23 protein-coding genes are annotated in these 16,739 nt (G+C 65.6%); 11 read left to right on the top strand and 12 right to left on the bottom strand.

Going from position 1 to position 16,739, the window contains the following annotated elements; all coding sequences use genetic code 11:
- Positions 1 to 46 precede the first annotated feature (46 nt).
- Complete coding sequence (locus KRR38_RS20280; RefSeq protein ID WP_217404947.1) at positions 47 to 1,573, bottom strand: fumarate hydratase; 1,527 nt, start codon at positions 1,571 to 1,573, stop codon at positions 47 to 49.
- Positions 1,574 to 1,756: 183 nt separating this feature from the next.
- Between KRR38_RS20280 and KRR38_RS20285 the strand changes: the two genes are divergently transcribed.
- Genes KRR38_RS20285 through KRR38_RS20305 form a run of 5 tightly spaced genes read left to right on the top strand, consistent with a single transcriptional unit; the run spans position 1,757 to position 5,243 of the window.
- Entirely contained in the window at positions 1,757 to 2,362 is a 606-nt protein-coding gene (locus tag KRR38_RS20285) for a protein-L-isoaspartate O-methyltransferase (RefSeq protein ID WP_217404949.1), read from the top strand.
- A gap of 2 nt (positions 2,363 to 2,364) precedes the next feature.
- Positions 2,365 to 3,891, top strand: a complete 1,527-nt coding sequence (locus KRR38_RS20290) for a TolC family outer membrane protein (protein ID WP_217404951.1) — start codon at positions 2,365 to 2,367, stop codon at positions 3,889 to 3,891.
- A gap of 5 nt (positions 3,892 to 3,896) precedes the next feature.
- Positions 3,897 to 4,403 (top strand): DUF2497 domain-containing protein, encoded by a 507-nt coding sequence (locus KRR38_RS20295; protein WP_217404953.1) that lies wholly within the window; start codon positions 3,897 to 3,899, stop codon positions 4,401 to 4,403.
- 28 nt (positions 4,404 to 4,431) lie between these two features.
- Positions 4,432 to 4,863 carry a thioesterase family protein gene (locus KRR38_RS20300; protein ID WP_217404955.1) on the top strand — a complete coding sequence of 144 codons (432 nt, stop codon included), beginning with the start codon at positions 4,432 to 4,434 and terminating at the stop codon, positions 4,861 to 4,863.
- A complete protein-coding gene (locus KRR38_RS20305; protein ID WP_217404957.1) occupies positions 4,860 to 5,243 on the top strand; it encodes a ferredoxin in 384 nt (127 codons plus the stop codon). Before KRR38_RS20300 ends, KRR38_RS20305 begins: the two co-directional genes overlap by 4 nt.
- Positions 5,244 to 5,302: 59 nt before the next feature.
- On the opposite strand, the gene KRR38_RS20310 is transcribed toward KRR38_RS20305, so the two are convergent.
- Positions 5,303 to 5,599 carry a hypothetical protein gene (locus KRR38_RS20310; protein WP_217404959.1) on the bottom strand — a complete coding sequence of 99 codons (297 nt, stop codon included), beginning with the start codon at positions 5,597 to 5,599 and terminating at the stop codon, positions 5,303 to 5,305.
- A 130-nt stretch (positions 5,600 to 5,729) separates the two neighbouring features.
- Between KRR38_RS20310 and KRR38_RS20315 the strand changes: the two genes are divergently transcribed.
- The 4 genes from KRR38_RS20315 to xth all read left to right on the top strand — a co-directional run bounded on the left by KRR38_RS20315 (position 5,730) and on the right by xth (position 8,392).
- Positions 5,730 to 6,158, top strand: a complete 429-nt coding sequence (locus KRR38_RS20315; protein ID WP_217404961.1) for a CBS domain-containing protein — start codon at positions 5,730 to 5,732, stop codon at positions 6,156 to 6,158.
- A gap of 77 nt (positions 6,159 to 6,235) precedes the next feature.
- Entirely contained in the window at positions 6,236 to 7,225 is a 990-nt protein-coding gene (locus KRR38_RS20320; protein ID WP_217404963.1) for a YdiY family protein, read from the top strand.
- A gap of 50 nt (positions 7,226 to 7,275) precedes the next feature.
- Positions 7,276 to 7,608, top strand: a complete 333-nt coding sequence (locus tag KRR38_RS20325) for an iron-sulfur cluster assembly accessory protein (protein WP_217404965.1) — start codon at positions 7,276 to 7,278, stop codon at positions 7,606 to 7,608.
- A gap of 7 nt (positions 7,609 to 7,615) precedes the next feature.
- A complete protein-coding gene (xth, locus tag KRR38_RS20330; RefSeq protein WP_217404967.1) occupies positions 7,616 to 8,392 on the top strand; it encodes an exodeoxyribonuclease III in 777 nt (258 codons plus the stop codon).
- A 36-nt stretch (positions 8,393 to 8,428) separates the two neighbouring features.
- Here the strand turns inward: xth and KRR38_RS20335 are convergent, their stop codons facing one another.
- The 10 genes from KRR38_RS20335 to KRR38_RS20380 all read right to left on the bottom strand — a co-directional run bounded on the left by KRR38_RS20335 (position 8,429) and on the right by KRR38_RS20380 (position 14,886).
- On the bottom strand, positions 8,429 to 9,046 hold the full coding sequence (locus KRR38_RS20335) for a cell wall hydrolase (RefSeq protein ID WP_375293427.1): 618 nt from the start codon (positions 9,044 to 9,046) through the stop codon (positions 8,429 to 8,431).
- A gap of 221 nt (positions 9,047 to 9,267) precedes the next feature.
- Complete coding sequence (locus KRR38_RS20340; protein ID WP_217404971.1) at positions 9,268 to 9,609, bottom strand: DUF1491 family protein; 342 nt, start codon at positions 9,607 to 9,609, stop codon at positions 9,268 to 9,270.
- A gap of 6 nt (positions 9,610 to 9,615) precedes the next feature.
- Positions 9,616 to 10,101: a PaaI family thioesterase gene (locus tag KRR38_RS20345; protein ID WP_217404972.1), complete on the bottom strand. Its 486-nt coding sequence runs from the start codon at positions 10,099 to 10,101 to the stop codon at positions 9,616 to 9,618.
- Entirely contained in the window at positions 10,076 to 10,537 is a 462-nt protein-coding gene (locus KRR38_RS20350; protein WP_217404974.1) for a PTS sugar transporter subunit IIA, read from the bottom strand. Before KRR38_RS20350 ends, KRR38_RS20345 begins: the two co-directional genes overlap by 26 nt.
- Positions 10,538 to 10,650: 113 nt before the next feature.
- Positions 10,651 to 11,217 carry a ribosome hibernation-promoting factor, HPF/YfiA family gene (hpf, locus tag KRR38_RS20355; protein ID WP_217404976.1) on the bottom strand — a complete coding sequence of 189 codons (567 nt, stop codon included), beginning with the start codon at positions 11,215 to 11,217 and terminating at the stop codon, positions 10,651 to 10,653.
- A gap of 18 nt (positions 11,218 to 11,235) precedes the next feature.
- The gene (gene dnaQ / locus KRR38_RS20360) at positions 11,236 to 11,916 is read right to left on the bottom strand and encodes a DNA polymerase III subunit epsilon (RefSeq protein ID WP_217404978.1); all 681 of its coding nucleotides are present in this window, start codon (positions 11,914 to 11,916) and stop codon (positions 11,236 to 11,238) included.
- A 51-nt stretch (positions 11,917 to 11,967) separates the two neighbouring features.
- Complete coding sequence (gene coaE, locus KRR38_RS20365; protein WP_217404980.1) at positions 11,968 to 12,570, bottom strand: dephospho-CoA kinase; 603 nt, start codon at positions 12,568 to 12,570, stop codon at positions 11,968 to 11,970.
- Positions 12,567 to 13,424 (bottom strand): shikimate dehydrogenase, encoded by an 858-nt coding sequence (gene aroE, locus KRR38_RS20370; RefSeq protein ID WP_217404982.1) that lies wholly within the window; start codon positions 13,422 to 13,424, stop codon positions 12,567 to 12,569. Before aroE ends, coaE begins: the two co-directional genes overlap by 4 nt.
- Positions 13,421 to 14,044: a nucleoside triphosphate pyrophosphatase gene (locus tag KRR38_RS20375; protein WP_217404984.1), complete on the bottom strand. Its 624-nt coding sequence runs from the start codon at positions 14,042 to 14,044 to the stop codon at positions 13,421 to 13,423. The genes aroE and KRR38_RS20375 overlap by 4 nt, the downstream gene beginning before the upstream one ends.
- The gene (locus KRR38_RS20380; RefSeq protein WP_217404986.1) at positions 14,041 to 14,886 is read right to left on the bottom strand and encodes a pyruvate, water dikinase regulatory protein; all 846 of its coding nucleotides are present in this window, start codon (positions 14,884 to 14,886) and stop codon (positions 14,041 to 14,043) included. Before KRR38_RS20380 ends, KRR38_RS20375 begins: the two co-directional genes overlap by 4 nt.
- A gap of 354 nt (positions 14,887 to 15,240) precedes the next feature.
- Here KRR38_RS20380 and hemE point away from each other — a divergent pair, with 354 nt between their 5' ends.
- Both hemE and KRR38_RS20390 read left to right on the top strand, forming a co-directional pair.
- Positions 15,241 to 16,269, top strand: a complete 1,029-nt coding sequence (gene hemE, locus KRR38_RS20385; RefSeq protein WP_217404988.1) for a uroporphyrinogen decarboxylase — start codon at positions 15,241 to 15,243, stop codon at positions 16,267 to 16,269.
- A 22-nt stretch (positions 16,270 to 16,291) separates the two neighbouring features.
- A complete protein-coding gene (locus KRR38_RS20390; RefSeq protein ID WP_217404990.1) occupies positions 16,292 to 16,735 on the top strand; it encodes a CopD family protein in 444 nt (147 codons plus the stop codon).
- Positions 16,736 to 16,739: the final 4 nt, after the last annotated feature.

Genomic DNA, 16,739 nt, shown 5'->3' on the forward strand with positions numbered 1-16,739 from the left:
CCGGTGCGCCAGCCGCTTGGTCGATCCGCCTGGGACGCTCGTCGAATCAGCTCGGCTGGAGCAGGCCTTCCTTGGCGATCTTGTCCTGCCAGACCAACGGCGCGAGCTTGTGGACGTTGCTGCCCTCGCTATCGACCGCGACGGTCACCGGCATGTCCTCGACCGTGAACTCGTAGATCGCTTCCATCCCGAGATCGGCGAAACCGACGACTTCGGCCTTCTTGATCGCGCGGGCGACGAGGTAGGCCGCGCCGCCAACCGCCATCAGGTAGGCCGACTTGTGCCTGGCGATCGATTCGGTCGCCGCCGGGCCGCGCTCGGACTTGCCGACACTAGCGAGCAGGCCGAGATCGAGCATCATGTCGGAGAACGAGTCCATGCGCGTGGCCGTGGTCGGGCCGGCGGGGCCGACGACCTCGTCGCGCACCGGATCGACCGGGCCGACGTAGTAAATCACGCGGCCCTTGAAATCGACGGGCAGCGCCTCGCCCCTGGCCAGCATGTCCTGGATGCGCTTGTGCGCAGCGTCGCGGCCGGTGAGCATCTTACCGTTGAGCAGCAGCCGGTCGCCCTGCTTCCAGGCCTGAACTTCCTCGGCGGTCAGCGTGTCGAGATTGACCCGCTTGGCCTCCTTGCTGGGCGTCCACTGCACTTGCGGCCATTCCTCGAGCTTCGGCGTCTCGAGATAGCTCGGACCCGAGCCGTCGAGCGTGAAATGCGCGTGGCGCGTCGCGGCGCAATTGGGGATCATCGCGACGGGCTTGCCCGCGGCATGGCACGGCCAGTCGAGGATCTTGACGTCGAGGATCGTCGAAAGCCCGCCCAGCCCCTGCGCGCCGATGCCCAGCGCGTTGACCTTGTCGAAGATCTCGATGCGCATGGCTTCGAGATCGTTCTGCGGGCCACGCGCCTTGAGCTGGCCCATGTCGATCGGTTCCATCAGGCTCTGCTTGGCGAGTTTGACGCAATGTTCGGCCGTGCCGCCGATGCCGATGCCCAGCATGCCCGGCGGACACCAGCCGGCGCCCATCTGCGGCAACATCTCGATCACCCAGTCGACGATCGAATCCGACGGGTTCATCATCTTGAACTTCGACTTGTTCTCGCTGCCGCCGCCCTTGGCTGCGACGTCGACCGAGATCTTGCTGCCCGGCACCATGCTGACGCTGAGGACGCAGGGGGTGTTGTCCTTGGTGTTGCGGCGGGTGAAGGCGGGATCGGCCAGCACCGAGGCGCGCAGCTTGTTCTCAGGGTGGTTGTAAGCCCGGCGCACGCCATCATCGACGACGTCCTGCAGCGAACGGTCCGATTCCAGCCGGCAGTTCTGGCCCCATTCGATGAAGACGTTGACGATGCCCGTGTCCTGGCAGAGCGGGCGATGGCCCTCGGCGCACATGCGGCTGTTGGTCAGGATCTGCGCGATCGCGTCCTTGGCGGCCGGGCCTTGCTCGGCCTCGTAGGCCTCGCCCAGCGCGCGGATATAGTCCATCGGGTGGAAATAGCTGATGTACTGGAGCGCGTCGGCGACGCTTTCGATCAGGTCTTCTTCACGGATGGTGACCATCTCAGCCATTATGCGTATCCCCATGCTGCAGCCGTGCGGGCAGAAATCCGGGCCGCCATAAGCCCACCGGGACGCTCCGTCAAAGCGCTTGGCGAGCTTGCAGCCTTCGCCTATTAGCGTGCCACCGCGCTACCGGGGGGCCGCTGCAAGGTACTGGTCGGGCTTCGGCAGCGCATGAGGGATTTGCATTTGATGACTTTGACCGAGAACCGCCCCGCTGCTGCTGCGTCAGAAGCGGCCCGCCGTGCGATGATCGACAGCCAGCTGCGCACCAGCGGCGTCAACGAGCCCTGGGTGCTCGCCGCCATGGCGCGCGTCCCGCGCGAAGACTTCGTTCCCGAGGCGGCAAAGGCCGCCGCCTATATCGACCGCGCCGTGCCGCTGGGCGAGGGCCGCTTCCTCGCCGCGCCGCTGGTCCAGGGCATGATGCTGAGCGAGGCCAAGCCGAGCGCCGAGGACAAGGCGCTGCTAATCGGCGACGCTAACGGCTACCTCGCCGCGCTCCTCGGCCCGCTCGTCGGCTCGCTCGAAGCGGCCGATCCCGCCGATGTCTCGGCGAAGAAGAAAAACGGTCCCTACACGCTGATCGTCGTCGATGGCGCGATCGAGGAACTGCCTGGCGCGCTCGCGACGCAGCTCGCCGAGGGCGGCCGCATCGTTACCGGGCTCGTCCTGCGCAGCGTGACCCGGCTGGCCGCGGGCCGCAAGGCTGCGGGCGAAGTCGCACTGCTGCCGCTCGCCGAGATCGGCATCCCCGTCCTTCCCGAATTCGCTGCACCGAAGCGCTGGAGCTTCTGAACGTGCCGCAAACCGGCCTGCGCCTCCGGCTGCTGGCCGGAGCAGCCCTGCTGGCGAGTCCCGCCGCCGGGCCCGCCGCAGCCGAGGACCTGCGCGGCGCGCTCGTCGCCGCCTACAACACGAACCCGACGCTGCAGGCGGCCCGCGCGGGCCAGCGCGCCACCGACGAGGACGTGCCGATCCAGAAGGCTGCCGGCCGTCCATCGGTGACCGGGCAGGCAACGCATACCGAATTCATCCAGAAGAGCGCCAACAACTTCACCGCGCCCGATCGCAACCTGAACGGCACCGTCTCGCTGTCGGTACCGCTTTATTCGGGCGGATCGGTGCGCAACGGCGTGAAGGCGGCGGAAACCCGCGTCGTGGCCGGCCAGGCAGCGCTGCGCGGCACCGAGAGCACGGTGTTCAGCCAGGTCGTGGCGGCCTATATGGACGTAATCCTGAACGAGGCGGTGGTTGGCCTCAACCGCAGCAACGTCCAGGTTCTCGAAGTCAATCTGCGCGCCACGAGCGACCGGTTCGAGATCGGCGACCTCACCCGTACCGACGTCGCGCAATCACAGTCCCGCCTGGCGCTGGCCCGCGGTGATACGCGCACGGCCGAGGCGAACCTGGTGGCAGCGCGCGAACGGTATATCAGCCTTGTCGGCGAAGCCCCGGGCGCGCTCGATCCGCCGCCGCCGCTGCCCGGCTTGCCCACCAGCGCCGAGGAAGCGGTAACGCAGGCACTGGACGAAAATCCCGACCTCCTTGCCGCGCGCGAACAGCGCAAGGCGGCGGCCTATGACGTGAAGGTAGCAGGGGCAGGGCGCTTGCCGACGGTCCAGGCTTTCAGCCAGGGCACCTACAACAACTATTTCGGTACCCTGGGCGGTGCCGGCGGCGCCGCGGCTGCCTTCACCCAGCACGAGACGACCGCCCAGGTCGGCCTGCGCGCCTCGGTCCCGTTCTACCAGGGCGGCCGTCCCGCCGCCCAGCGCCGCCAGGCCCAGGCCCTCGAAGGCGCCGCCATGGAGCAGGAGATCGCCGCCGAGCGCAACCTGATCGCGCAGGTCCGGTCGGCCTATTCCGCGTGGCAGGCCTCGAACGAACTTATCGTTTCCAACCAGTCGGCCGTCGATGCGGCACGGCTGAGCCTGGAGGGCGTGCGCGCCGAAAACAGCGTCGGCAACCGCACGATCCTCGACATCCTCGACGCCGAGCAGGAACTGCTCTCGGCCAGCGTCCGCCTCGTCACCGCAAGGCGCAACGCCTATGTCGCCGGCTTCGCGATGCTAGCGGCCATGGGCAGGGCCGAAGCGCAGGATCTGGGGCTCGATGGCGGGACGCTTTACGACCCCGGCGTCAACTACAAGCGCGTGCGCGGAAAGTGGTTCGACTGGGACGACGATGCCGCGCCGAAGCCCCAATCCACGCGAACCGTTGACACCAAGCCCCAAGACGGCGAGATTCATGGCACTGAGGGGGGCTACGATTCAGTCTACCAATACTGGTGCGCCCGACACGAATGCCCAGGGGGGGGTAAATAACCGCGATGCGTCAAACTGCTGAACCGACGGTCGAGGAAATTCTCGAATCGATCAAGAAGGTGATCGCGCGCGACAACCGCGCCGGCGCCGACGAACAGCGCCGCCAGCGCGAGACGCAGGGCGTCGTCGCGCCTGCCGTGCATCAGGCCAAGGACCTCGAAGAGGACCGGGCGGCTGATGACGAGGCCTTGTTCGACGAGGAAGACGTGCTCGACCTCGGCAGCGAAAGCGAGTTCGCCATGACCGAAGACGACGGTGACGAACGGCCCGAATCGCCGCTGCTGACCGATGCCGCACGCGTATCGATGCAGGAATCGCTGGCCGCGCTGGCCATGCTGGCCGAACCCGGCGTGCCGCCGCAGATCGTGCGTTCGGGTGAAACCTCGCTCGAAGGCATGGCGCGCGAGCTGCTGCGCCCTGCGCTGGCCGAATGGCTCGACAAGAACCTGCCGCAGATGGTCGAGCGCATGGTCGCGAGCGAGATCGCCAGGATCGTCGGCAAGAAGGGCTGATTGCCCGCCAGCCGATACCGACAGACCGATGCCGAAACCCGATCCCGCGCTGCTCGATCCGGCGCGCTATCCGTTCCATTGCAGCATCGAGACCCGGTTCGCCGATCTCGACGTCAACCAGCACATCAACAATGTCTCGCTGGTCGGGCTGCTCGAGGAAGGCCGCGTGCGCTATCACCGCGCAGCCGGCGACCACGGCGCGCGTGGCGAGCTCTCGGTCATGGTCGTCAGCATGGCGGTCGAATTCCTCGGCCAGAGTTATTTTCCCGATCCGCTGAAAATGCATGTCGCCGCGGGACCGCTCGGGCGGACCAGCTATAGGCTCCTCCAGCTCGTCACCCAGCAGGAGCGGCTGATCGCCTTCGCCGAGGTGACGATGGTCAGCACGGCCGGCGGCCAGCCCAATGAAATCCCAGCCGCGGTCCGCGAAAGCCTCCAGGCCTGGGCATTGAAGTCATGAACGACAGCCCGGAAGTCGTGGCCCAGGCCGAACGCGCCCTCGAGATTCTCGGCGGCTTCGCGACCCAGCGCCACATCATGATCTGCGCCGACCCGGAAAAGCCCAAGTGCTGCGATCGTGAGACCGGGATCGAGGCCTGGAACTTCCTCAAGCGCCGGCTCAACGAACTCGGGCTGGGCGGTAAGGCCGGCGTGCTGCGCAACAAGGTCTCATGCCTGCGCGTCTGCATGGCCGGGCCAGTCGCCGTGGTCTATCCCGAGGGCGTCTGGTATCACGGCTGCACGCCCGAGGTGCTCGAACGGATCATCCTGGAACACGTGATCGGCGGCGTGCCGGTCGAGGAATACCGGCTCAATCCGCCCAGAGCGGAGGCGCTCTAGGTTTTTGTTTTACCTCGATTTCCGAGTCGCCAGATGATTCCATCCGGCTCGAAATCGCTCTAGGGATTAGGGTGCTCGTCCTCAAACGGATCGACGATCGCATCATCGTGACCGGTGCCGTTTGACAGGAAAACCAGGCCCATCAGCGCCGACATCAGCAGCATCATGAAACCGATTCCGAGCGCGGTCGCGATGTAGAAATGGATCGAGACGAAGCCGTTCTCGCGGTAGAGCAGCACGCAGGCGCCGATCACTATGGTGATGGTCACGCTGAGCATCAGCCACATCAGCCGCCTGAACCGCGCCCAGGCGAAGGCGGCGGTCTCGGGATCGTCGAGAGGCGAGCGCGGAATCATCGCAGCCGCCTTGCGCCTTTGGCAGGATGTTCGCAAGCAGGGAACCTGCCCTGCGGGGCTGCGGCGCGATGAACTGGCGCAAATGCTTGAGCTATGGCATAGTGCCTGCCCAAGCTCCGGGAGACGAGCCATGACCATCGGGCGCCTGATTGAAGGCCGGGCCGGCACCATCATCACCTGCGAAGCCGATGCCAGCGTACGCGAGGGAGTCGCGCTGCTGGCTGGGAAACGCATCGGCGCGATGCCGGTGATGGAGAAGGGCAAGATCGTCGGCGTCTTTTCCGAACGCGACGTGATTTACCAGCTGCAGTCGCTCGGCCCCGCCATGCTCGACCGCAAGCTGCGCGACGTAATGACAAGCCCGGCGGTGACTGTCGAGCCCGACACCACGGTGCTGGCCGCGCTGTCGCTGATGACGCGGCGGCGCATCCGGCACCTGCCGGTGGTTCAGAACGGCGAAATGCTCGGCCTCGTGTCGATCGGCGATCTCGTCAAGTCCCGCATCGAACACATCGAAAGCGAAGCCGAAGCGCTCAGGACCTATATCCAGACCGCCTGAACGTCGCGGAAGAGACCCGCCAGCATGCTATCGCCACAATCTTTTGTCATGCCGCGATCCAGCGAAAGAGGAACTGCATGCTCGCCAAAGCCCGCTGGCTGACCGTCGTTTTCGCCGCCCTTCCCTATACCGCCTCCGCCGCCGACACGCCCGCCGACAATCGTGGGCCGGAAGCGGCGGGCGATGCCGCCAGCGCGGCCAGCACGGCGCCGCTCGATCCCGGCATCCGCAAGATGATCGAGATCGCGATCGCCAAGGGCAACGCCACGACGATCGCTAGCGTCTTCGCCGTCGCCCGCCAGGCCGCGCCCGAAGCCAGGCAGGAGATCGACGAACGCGAGCAGGCCTGGCACGCCCAGGTCGCCGTCCAGACCGCGCAGGCCAAGGTCGAGCAAATCGAAAAGCTGCGCACCGCCTCGGCGCTGTCTAACTGGAAGGGCGAAATCGAGGCCGGAGCCTCGCGTTCGACCGGCACCTCGAGCAGCTTCGGCATGCTGGGTGCGCTGGATCTCAAGCGCGAAGGGGTGGACTGGACGCACAAGCTGTCCGCCCGTGCCGACGTGCAGAGCACCAACGGCGAGACCACGACCGAACGGGTCTTCGCTGCCTGGCAGCCGAGCTACCGCTTCCAGGAACGCACCTATGCCTATGGCCTGGCCCAGTACGAGCACGACACCTTTGCCGGTTACGACAATCGCTACACGCTCGGCGGCGGGCTAGGTTACCGGGCGCTCGACGGGGCGCGGGTCAAGCTCGAGCTGGAAGGCGGACCGGCGCTGCGCCGGATCGACGAAGTCGACGGTGGTGGCATTCATTCGCGCATCGCCGGCCGCGGATCGCTCAATCTCAACTGGCGGGTCACGCCCACGCTTAGCCTGACGCAGAATACCGCGGTCTATATCGAAGGCGCCGACGGCAACGTCGTCGCGAATACCGCGCTCGATACCAAGCTGATCGGCAATCTCAAGGCGCGCTTCTCGTACAACGTCCAGTACGAGCGCAACCCGCCGGTCGGCACGGCGGAACTCAACACGCAGAGCCGCGCGACCTTCGTCTACAGCTTCTAGGCACGAGCCTGCCGCTTGCCCGGGGCGGCCTGAGTCCCTACATCCGGCGCATGGAAGCACCCAGCCTGACTCTGAGCCCCTCGGCAGCCGCCCGCGTCGCGGCAATCGCCGCCAAGACGGGCAAGCCCGCAATCCTGCGGCTTTCGGTCGAGGGTGGCGGTTGCTCGGGCTTCCAGTACCAGTTCGGCTTGGCCGAGGCGCCCGATGCCGAGGACCTGGTCAGCGAGACCGACGGCGTGCGACTGGTGGTCGATCCGGTCAGCCTCGACCTCGTTTCCGGCTGCGTCGTCGATTTCGTCGGATCGCTGGGCGGCGCTGCCTTCCGCGTCGAGAACCCCAATGCCGTGGCCGGCTGCGGCTGCGGCTCGAGTTTCTCGGTCTGATCGCGGCATGATCAAAGTCGCGTCGTTCAATATCAACGGGATCAAGGCGCGCCTGCCGCGCTTGATCGAGTGGCTGGAGGAGACGCGTCCCTCGGTCGCCTGCCTGCAGGAGATCAAGACCCAGGACGAGGGCTTCCCGGTCAAGGATTTCGAGGCGATCGGCTACAAGGCGATCTGGCACGGCCAGAAGGGCTTCAACGGCGTCGCCATCCTCGCCGACGGCGTCGAGCCGGTAGAGGTCCGTCGCGGGCTCGAAGGCGATCCTACAGACGAGCATTCGCGCTACATTGAATGCGACGTGTTCGGCCTACGCATCGCCTGCATCTACCTGCCCAACGGCAATCCACAGCCCGGACCCAAGTTCGACTACAAGCTGCGCTGGATGGAGCGGCTGCGCGACCGGATGCGCGAGATCGCCGCCGAGGAAGTTCCGGCAATCATCACCGGCGATTTCAACGTCATCCCCGAGGACAAGGACGTCTGGTCACCGGCCGCGATGGCCAGCGATGCGCTGATGCAGCCGGAATCGCGCGATGCCTATTTCCGCCTGCTCGGCGACGGCTGGACCGACGCGCTCGACCTGCACAATCCGCGCGGCGGCGTCTGGACCTTCTGGGACTACCAGGCCGGGGCCTGGCAGCGCGACCATGGCTTCCGCATCGACCATGCGCTGCTGTCGCCTGAAGTGGCCGATCGGCTGATCGCCGCGGGCGTCGACAAGGAATATCGCGGCCGCGAGAAGGCCAGTGATCACACACCCGTCTGGGTGCAGATCAGCGAGTAAGACCCTCCCCGAGCTAGGCCCGGGGAGGATCCATCGTCACCTGTAGAAAACGTGATTGCCGATCCGCGCGATGCGGGTCGCCCGCCAGCTGGGCGAGACGCGTGCAGCGTGAAAGAACAGCGCGCCCTCGGCCGGGCTGCGCACCGAACCCGCATCGGCGATGCGCGCGATGGCGACGGCTTCGTGCCAGTCCTGCGAGGCGGTGTTGATCGCGGGCATCGCGCGACCGCGGATGAACGAGAACTGCGAGGGCTGGTAGACCACGCCGCAATAGGAGGCGGGGAAGCGGCCCGACTTGGACCGGTTCACGATGACCCGGCCGACGGCGAGCTGGCCGGGCAGGGGTTCGCTCTTGGCCTCGAAATAGATGGCGCCGGCGAGGCAGCGCATTTCGGGTGAGAGCGTTTCGGGCTGGGTCTGCTCCGCAACCAGTTCGGCGAGCGAACCGCCGACAGAGGCGGTAGCGGCAGCAGCATCGTCGCTCTGCGCGGGTCCGGTGGAGAGAACCTCCTGGGCCTCGGCGGGCAGCGGCTGGACGATGGGCCGGGAAATCGTGGAGAGGGTTTCCTGTTTGGCCGGCCCGGACAGCGTGTCCTGAGCGACCGCGCCCGAACCCTGGGCGCTGACAACGGCAGTAAAAAGAGTCGCGGCCACGGCAAACGTGCTGGCCGGATATAACTTGGACTTCATTATTTCAAATTCGGGTGCGGTGAACGCGCCCGCGCAGAAGGAACCGAACCGCCGCGAGCGACGTTAGATGTTCGGAGCGTCCTGCCGGCTGCCCCCCGTCTGCGTGCTTGCCGGAGCGGCCTTAGTGCCGTCCCCGCCGCCTGCGCGACCGTGAGCGGTCCCCATGTTGCCCGTTCAGCCGAGAGTCAACTTGTGGGCACAGGCAATCCGATGAGTCGTTCCCCCTGCGCGATGTCCAGCTCTATGATCCACAAGTCTCGGTCCTGGGCGCCACGACGGGTCAGATATTCTCCGAATTCCGCTTTATTTTCATCATCTTGAGACCTCGAAAGGGTCCATTTTCGGTCACCATCCGGGGCCGGCATGCGCTCGTAGACCCGCGCATTTGTGTCATTTTCGCACAGAACGAGCAAAATCGTTCCCGCTTCGCTTTCACCCTTCTGCAACACAGCTGCGAAGCCACCTTCGGCCTGAGTCTGGCGAATCAGCGCCGCGGCTTCGAGATGCGCAGGGAGCCGCCCTTCCATGTCAGCTCAACGCAGCGCCTGGGCGTAGCCGGCGAGCCCCGAGAGCGAGATACGCGAACGCTGGAACGTGCCGGTGCCGCGGCCGATTTCCTCGCCCTCGCTGTCGATCAGCCGCGATTCGGCGACGAGCACGCGCCGCCGGCCCGAAATCCAGCGCCCTTCGGCCACGACCTGTCCGATCCGCACGGGCCGGGTGAAATGGAGGTTGAACGAGGTCGTCAGCAGGAACCGGTCGGTCACCAGCGTATTCGCCGCATAGAAGGCCGCATCGTCGAGCATCTTGAAATAGATCGTGCCATGCGCCGCGCCGGCAGCATGGTAGTGGCGCTCTTCGACCTGGAAAATGATCCGCGAGTAGCCTTCCTCGGTGATCTCAAGGCTGGACGCGAAGAGCTGGTTCACGGGTGCCGAGGCGTAGAGCCCTTCGAGCGCGCGCCAGTGAAGTGTCGCGCCTGAATCGCGGGCCTCAGGCGGCGTCGCGGTCGATGACATTGCAGATCAGGCCGTAGATCGCTTCCGGACCCGGTGCCTGGGTCAGCGCCGCGTGCATTTCCTCGTCGCGCATCATCCGCGAGATCGCCGCGAGCGCGTGGAGGTGGGTCGCTCCGGCATGTTCGGGCGAGAGCAGGCCGAAGACGATATCGACCGGCCGGCCATCGGCCGCATCGAAAGCAACCGGCGCCTCGAGCCGCAGCAGCGCCGCGACCGGACGGTTCACCCCGGCGAGCCGGGCGTGCGGTATGGCGACGCCGCGGCCGAAGCCGGTACTGCCCAGCTTCTCCCGCTCCTGCAGCTTGGCGAGCACGTCCGAACGGTCCAGCGCATAGACCGTGGCGAAACGGTCTGCGAGCTGTCCGAGGATTGCCGGCTTGCTATCGGCGCGAATGGCACCGACGGCTTCGGGCAGGATGGTGAAGAGAGATCCCATTAGCAATCAAACAATAGTCCAGCACCAGTTGCCAGATGATGTACGAACCTGAGCCCGGGTCGCCCCGGGTGCCAAGCCTCTTTCGATCTGGAAAGCAAGCGCGTTTGCGAGCGTCAGGACGGTTCGACCCAGCCGATCGAGCCATCGCCGCGGCGGTAAACCATATTATGCTTGCCGGTTCCAGCGTTTTTGAAAAGCAGGGCGTTGGTGTTGCGCAGGTCGAGCATCATCACCGCGTCGGACACCGTCGCTTCGGGAACGTCCACCTTGGTCTCGGCAATGACCACCGGCGCATCGGCGGTCACTTCCGCATGATCGTCGGCCGGCTCCTCGAAGATGACGTAGGCGGCTTCCTCTTCCTTCAGCGCATAAGTGCTCTGTTCATGCCGGTCGTTGAGCCGGCGCTTGTAGCGGCGCAGCTGCTTGTCGATCTTGTCGGTCGCCTGATCGAAGGCGATATGCGCGTCCTGCGCGATGCCCGCTCCCTTGAGCACGAGGCCCTGCATCACATGGGTAACGATATCGCAGCGGAAAGCGCCGGCCGGCGCGCGCCCGAAAGTCACCTGAGAGGACAAGGCGCGGGCGAAGTATTTGTCGACCACATTGGTCAACCGCTCGCTGGCGTGGACTTGCAAGGCTTCGCCCGTGTTCATCTGATGACCGGATACGCGGATTTCCATGGTCCATCTCCTCTTGGGCTAGGTACTCCAGAGCGGAGCCTTGAGAGTCTGTATAAACTCGGCATGCGCAGCGAGTTCCGCCTCGCTGGCGGCGTGTGGCCGGGCCGGGCGGAACACGCGGTCGGTGCGGACCGTCATCACCGTGACGATTTCCTTGCGCCGATCGGCCGCCAGCTCGAGCCCGATCTGCCGTCCGCCGCGCAGCTCGACATAGACCTGGGCGAGCAGTTCGGCATCGAGCAGCGCACCGTGCTTGGTGCGGTGGCTGCGATCGATGCCATAACGCGTGCAGAGCGCGTCGAGCGATAGCTTGGCGCCGGGATGGCGCGTACGCGCGATCGCCACCGTATCGACCATGCGATCGCGCGAGACGATGTCGAGCCCGCAGATAGTCATCTCGGCGTTGAGGAAACCGAAGTCGAAGCCGGCGTTGTGCGCGATCAGCGGACTGTCTTCGATGAATGCGATCAGCTCGGCCGCGCGCTCGGCGAACTTCGGCTTGTCGGCAAGGAAAGCCTCGGACAGGCCATGTACCGCCTCGGCCTCGGCCGGCATGTTTCGCTCGGGATTGAAATAGGCGTGAAACGTGCGGCCGGTGGCGACGCGGTTGACCATTTCGATGCAACCGATCTCCACCATCCGGTCGCCGCGCTGCGGATCGAGGCCGGTCGTTTCGGTGTCGAAAATGATCTCACGCATCCCGATTGATATCGGCCCGAGAGGGCTGCGAAGCAAGGGGTTGTCGCGCTATTATTCGCTTGCCGTCAGGCTGTGGACGAGCCGCTGCACGGCATGGCGCGTTTCGGCCAGCGAAGTGCCGGTATCGACGACATAATCCGCCCGGGCGCGCTTTTCCGCGTCGGGCACCTGCAGCTTGAGGATCTGCTCGAATTTCTCGGGCGTCATGCCGGGACGGGCGAGGACGCGTTCGCGCTGCGCTTCGGCGGAGGCCGAGACGACGACCACGGCATCGACCTGTTCCCAGCCACCCTTTTCGAACAGCAAGGGAATGTCGAAGACGATCAGCGGCTTCTCCGCATTCTCGGCGAGGAAATCCTTGCGCATCGCGCCGACGGCGGGATGGACGATCCGTTCGAGGCGCTTCAGCGCTTCTGGATTGCCGAACACCGCCGCGCCCAGCTTGGGCCGGTCGACGCCCTGAGGGCCGGTCGTGCCGGGAAACTCCGCCTCTATCGTCGGCAACAGCGCACCGCCGGGACCCTGGAGCCGGTGGACAGCGGCATCGGCATCGAACACCGGCACGCCCAGCCCCTGGAACATCGCAGCGACGGCGCTCTTGCCCATGCCGATCGAACCGGTGAGGCCCAGGATGAACGGCCTGGCCTCGCTCACGAAGTCAGCCTTGCGCGCAGTTCGCCGTCGAAGTCGCGCGGCGGTGCGACTCCGAAGAAGTGCTCGAAGGCCACCGCCGCCTGGCCAATCAGCATCGACAGCCCGTCGATCGTGCGGAAGCCAGCCGCGCGAGCGCATTGCAGGAAATCGGTATCGAGCGGGTGCGTGACGATGTCGTAGATCACGCTGCCCGGCGGTGCGTGGCTAAAATCGAAAGCGAGCGGCGGCTGGCCCGCCATGCCCAGCGGGCTGGCATTGACGATGAGGTCGAGACACTGTTCGCGATCGTCGAAAGCGAAATCGGTGGCATCGGCGAAATGGGCGAGATCGATTGCATGGTGATCGTTGCCGCGCGCCAGTTCGTCGAGCAGTTCCTGTGCCTTCGCCGGATTGCGCCCCGCGAGCACGACGACACAGCCCTGATCCGACAGCGCCGCGACGATCGCGCGCGCCGCGCCGCCCGTGCCAAGGACGCGGGCCATGCGGAAGTAATGCTTCTCGGCCAGTGACGACGCCAGCGGCTCGAGAAAACCTGCGGCGTCGGTATTGTAGCCGGTCAGCGTGCCGTCGGCCTCACGCACCACCGTGTTGACCGCACCGATGCGCGCGGCGAGCGGATCGACCCGGTCGAGCAGCGGCATGATCGTCTGCTTGTGCGGCATGGTCACGTTGCAGCCACGCCAGTTCGCGTTTCCGCGGACACCGGCGATATAATCTGGCAGCCCATCGGCAGTGACCAACGAACGGCCATAGTCCGCCTCAATGCCGAGCTTTTCCAACCAGAAGCCGTGGATCGCAGGCGATTTCGACTGGGCAATCGGATCGCCGATTACCTCGGCATAGCGTCTGCTCACCGCGGCAGCTCACCGAGATCGCGCAGCGCGCCCAGAACCTGCAACAGCGGCATGCCGAGCACGGTGAAATGATCGCCGTCGATCCGCTCGAACAACTGCACGCCCCGCGCCTCGATGCGGAACACGCCGACGCAGCCCGCGACCGCCGGCCACTCGGCATCGAGATAGGATTCGATAAAGCTGTCCGACATGGGCCGGACGTGCAGCTCGGCCGTCGCCGCATGAGTCCACAGCGTCGCGCCATCGCGCACCAGCGCCGCCGCACTATGCAGATACATGATCCGGCCTGCGAAGAAACGCAGGTGTGCCGCCGCTTCCTCCCGGCTCTTCGGCTTGTCGAACCGCTTGCCGTCGACCGCGACAAGCGAATCGCTGCCCAGGACCAGAGCATCGCGCTGCTCGCATGAAACCGCGAAAGCCTTCTGCTCGGCGAGCAGCAACGCGATCACCTCAGGCGGCTTCCCGGCCTGGTCGTGCTCGATCGCACGCTCGTCGATGTGCGCCGGGATCGCTTCGAAATCGACGCCGGCGGCCGATAGCATCTCGCGGCGAGAAGCGCTTTGCGAAGCGAGCACGAGCGGCCGCAGGCGAGCCTGGCCTGAACTGGTGGGAAGAGTCATATCGGTTTGGGTCCAGCCGGTGTGGTATCGCCAGAAGCCTGGCGTTCGTTAAGCAGGTTGATCACCGCCGCTGCAGTCTCTTCGATCGAGCGGCGGGTGACGTCGATCACAGGCCAGCCGTTATCAGCGAACATGCGCCGTGCATATTGCACTTCGCGGCTGACCTTCTCGGTATCCACATAGGCCGTCTCGGGTGACTGGTTGAGCGAGAGCAGCCGGTTGCGACGCACCTGGATCAGGCGCTCCGGGGCCGTCGTCAGCCCGACCACCAGCGGCCGGCGCAACCCGAACAGCGCGTTGGGCGGCGGGCTTTCGATGACGATGGGAATATTGGCGACCTTGTAGCCGCGGTTGGCGAGGTAGATCGACGTCGGCGTCTTCGACGAGCGCGACACGCCGGCGAGGAGGATGTCGCAATCCTCCCAATCCTCCCAGGCAACGCCGTCGTCATGCGCGATGGTGAACTGGATCGCCTCGACGCGCGCGAAATAGGCGTCGTCCATCAGGTGCTGGCGGCCGGGCTTGCCCTTGGCTTCCTGGCCGAGCACGTTTTCAAGGGTATCGGTCACGGCGTCGAGTGCGGCGACCGAGGGCAGGGCAAGCGCCCGGCAATGCTCTTCGAGCCGGGTGCGCGTCTCGCTGTTGACGAGCGTGAACAGCACAAGGCCGGGATTGGCGGCGATATCGGCCATGATCCGGTCTAGATGCTGACGCGAACGGACCATCGGCCAGAAATGGCGCACGACGTCGGCATCCTCGAACTGGGCGAGGGCGGCCTTGGCGATCATCTCCAGCGTTTCGCCGGTGGAATCCGACAGAAGGTGGAGGTGAAGGCGGGTCATGCGGTCGGATCGGGCCTGCTTGTGGATGGGGCCTGATCAGGGATCAGGGGCTGGGGACAAAGCCTAGCATAAATCATGAGAGAGAAGGTCTGACAACTTCGGGGGGTCATTCGCTGCCCACTGGCGGCATTCGGATCCGGACTCTGTGGACAGGTGGACAGCGCTTCCCACAGGCTGGGGATAGCTGGGATAAGCCTTGCTTGACGGCGCAGCGAAGGGAGTCGCCAAGCGGCTGCCCTCTGTTCACGGCGGGACAAATCGGGCAAGGCGCCGCTGTCCCCGATATCCACAGGACCTACTACCTACAGAATCCTATTATAAATCTTTTATTTTATTGGATTGGACCCTTCCGAAATGTCCGGACTCCTCCTTCGCACGTTGCGCGGCGAGAATGCTTCCGAGCGACCGATCTGGCTCATGCGCCAGGCGGGACGCTACCTGCCCGAGTACCGCGCGCTGCGTGCCGAGAAGGGCGGATTCCTTGCGCTCGTCTACGACAGCGACGCCGCGGCCGAGATCACGCTCCAGCCTATCCGCCGCTTCGGCTTCGATGGCGCGATCCTGTTCTCCGACATCCTGATCGTGCCCTATGCGATGGGCCAGGATCTCGAATTCCTGGTGGGCGAAGGCCCGCGCCTCTCGCCCCGGCTCGTGGATACCGCACTGGATGGCCTCAGAGCTGCGCCTGAGCGTCTCGAGCCGATCTATGCCACCGTGGCCAAGGTCAAGGCCGGACTCGGCGCTGGACGGACGCTGCTGGGCTTTGCCGGAAGTCCCTGGACCGTCGCGACCTATATGGTTGCCGGCGAGGGCAGCCGCGACCAGCACGTCACGCGGGCGATGGCCTATCGCGATCCCAAGGGCTTCCAGGCGATCATCGATGCGATCGTCGAGGTTACCGTGGATTACCTCGCCGGCCAGGTCCGTGCCGGCGCCGAAGCCGTGCAGCTGTTCGACAGCTGGGCGGGCAGCCTGGCCCCGGCCGAATTCGAGCGCTGGGTGATCGCACCCAATGCCGCGATCGTCACCCGGCTCAAGGCGCATTTTCCGAGTTTGCCGGTGATAGGCTTTCCCAAGGGCGCGGGCGAGAAGCTGCCGGCCTATGCCCGCGAGACCGGGGTCGACGCGCTGGGGCTCGACGAGACGATCGATCCGTTCTGGGCGGCGAAAGCTCTGCCCGAGGGCCTGCCGGTACAGGGCAATTTCGATCCGCTGCTGATCGAGGCGGGCGGACCGGAGATCGACCGCCAGGCCACGCGCATCCTCGATGCCTTTGCCGATCGGCCGCATGTCTTCAACCTGGGCCACGGCATCGGTCAGCACACGCCTATCGCGCATGTCGAGCAGCTGCTTGCCGTCGTCCGCGGCTGGCGGCGCCCCTGACGGCTCGCTATATGCCGGGTCCATGCAACAGGTTCTCGCGATGACCTATCTCTGGCTCAAGGCCGGCCACATCATTTTCGTGATCTTCTGGATGGCCGGGCTGTTCATGCTGCCGCGCTATTTCGTCTATCACCAGGAATGCGAGCCGGGCTCGCCTGAGAACGCGGTCTGGATCGATCGCGAGCGCAAGCTGCTCAAGATCATCCTCTGGCCATCGCTGGTCGTCGTCTGGGTGCTCGGTCTCGCCCTCGCCATGACGATCGGCGCTTTTGCCGAAGGCTGGTTTCATGCCAAGCTTGCGTTGGTGCTGGCGCTGTCGGCCTACCACGTCTGGCTGGCCGGCTATGCCGCCGCCCTGGCGAAAGGCGAGCGCAAGCTCACGGGCAAGAAGCTGCGCCTGCTCAACGAAGTACCGGGCATCGCCGCGGCGCTGATCGTTGTGCTGGTGGTCGTCAAGCCGTTCTGATCTT

The organism is Novosphingobium sp. G106 (assembly GCF_019075875.1).
Classification (GTDB): domain Bacteria; phylum Pseudomonadota; class Alphaproteobacteria; order Sphingomonadales; family Sphingomonadaceae; genus Novosphingobium.

Excerpts from the sequence above, each read along its gene's own strand:
- KRR38_RS20280 (WP_217404947.1), bottom strand. The coding sequence starts at position 1,573 with ATGGCTGAGATGGTCACCATCCGTGAAGAAGACCTGATCGAAAGCGTC.
- KRR38_RS20285 (WP_217404949.1), top strand. The coding sequence starts at position 1,757 with ATGACTTTGACCGAGAACCGCCCCGCTGCTGCTGCGTCAGAAGCGGCC.
- KRR38_RS20295 (WP_217404953.1), top strand. The coding sequence starts at position 3,897 with ATGCGTCAAACTGCTGAACCGACGGTCGAGGAAATTCTCGAATCGATC.
- KRR38_RS20300 (WP_217404955.1), top strand. The coding sequence starts at position 4,432 with ATGCCGAAACCCGATCCCGCGCTGCTCGATCCGGCGCGCTATCCGTTC.
- KRR38_RS20305 (WP_217404957.1), top strand. The coding sequence starts at position 4,860 with ATGAACGACAGCCCGGAAGTCGTGGCCCAGGCCGAACGCGCCCTCGAG.
- KRR38_RS20310 (WP_217404959.1), bottom strand. The coding sequence starts at position 5,599 with ATGATTCCGCGCTCGCCTCTCGACGATCCCGAGACCGCCGCCTTCGCC.
- KRR38_RS20315 (WP_217404961.1), top strand. The coding sequence starts at position 5,730 with ATGACCATCGGGCGCCTGATTGAAGGCCGGGCCGGCACCATCATCACC.
- KRR38_RS20320 (WP_217404963.1), top strand. The coding sequence starts at position 6,236 with ATGCTCGCCAAAGCCCGCTGGCTGACCGTCGTTTTCGCCGCCCTTCCC.
- KRR38_RS20325 (WP_217404965.1), top strand. The coding sequence starts at position 7,276 with ATGGAAGCACCCAGCCTGACTCTGAGCCCCTCGGCAGCCGCCCGCGTC.
- xth (WP_217404967.1), top strand. The coding sequence starts at position 7,616 with ATGATCAAAGTCGCGTCGTTCAATATCAACGGGATCAAGGCGCGCCTG.
- KRR38_RS20340 (WP_217404971.1), bottom strand. The coding sequence starts at position 9,609 with ATGGAAGGGCGGCTCCCTGCGCATCTCGAAGCCGCGGCGCTGATTCGC.
- KRR38_RS20345 (WP_217404972.1), bottom strand. The coding sequence starts at position 10,101 with ATGTCATCGACCGCGACGCCGCCTGAGGCCCGCGATTCAGGCGCGACA.
- KRR38_RS20350 (WP_217404974.1), bottom strand. The coding sequence starts at position 10,537 with ATGGGATCTCTCTTCACCATCCTGCCCGAAGCCGTCGGTGCCATTCGC.
- hpf (WP_217404976.1), bottom strand. The coding sequence starts at position 11,217 with ATGGAAATCCGCGTATCCGGTCATCAGATGAACACGGGCGAAGCCTTG.
- dnaQ (WP_217404978.1), bottom strand. The coding sequence starts at position 11,916 with ATGCGTGAGATCATTTTCGACACCGAAACGACCGGCCTCGATCCGCAG.
- KRR38_RS20375 (WP_217404984.1), bottom strand. The coding sequence starts at position 14,044 with ATGACTCTTCCCACCAGTTCAGGCCAGGCTCGCCTGCGGCCGCTCGTG.
- KRR38_RS20380 (WP_217404986.1), bottom strand. The coding sequence starts at position 14,886 with ATGACCCGCCTTCACCTCCACCTTCTGTCGGATTCCACCGGCGAAACG.
- hemE (WP_217404988.1), top strand. The coding sequence starts at position 15,241 with ATGTCCGGACTCCTCCTTCGCACGTTGCGCGGCGAGAATGCTTCCGAG.
- KRR38_RS20390 (WP_217404990.1), top strand. The coding sequence starts at position 16,292 with ATGCAACAGGTTCTCGCGATGACCTATCTCTGGCTCAAGGCCGGCCAC.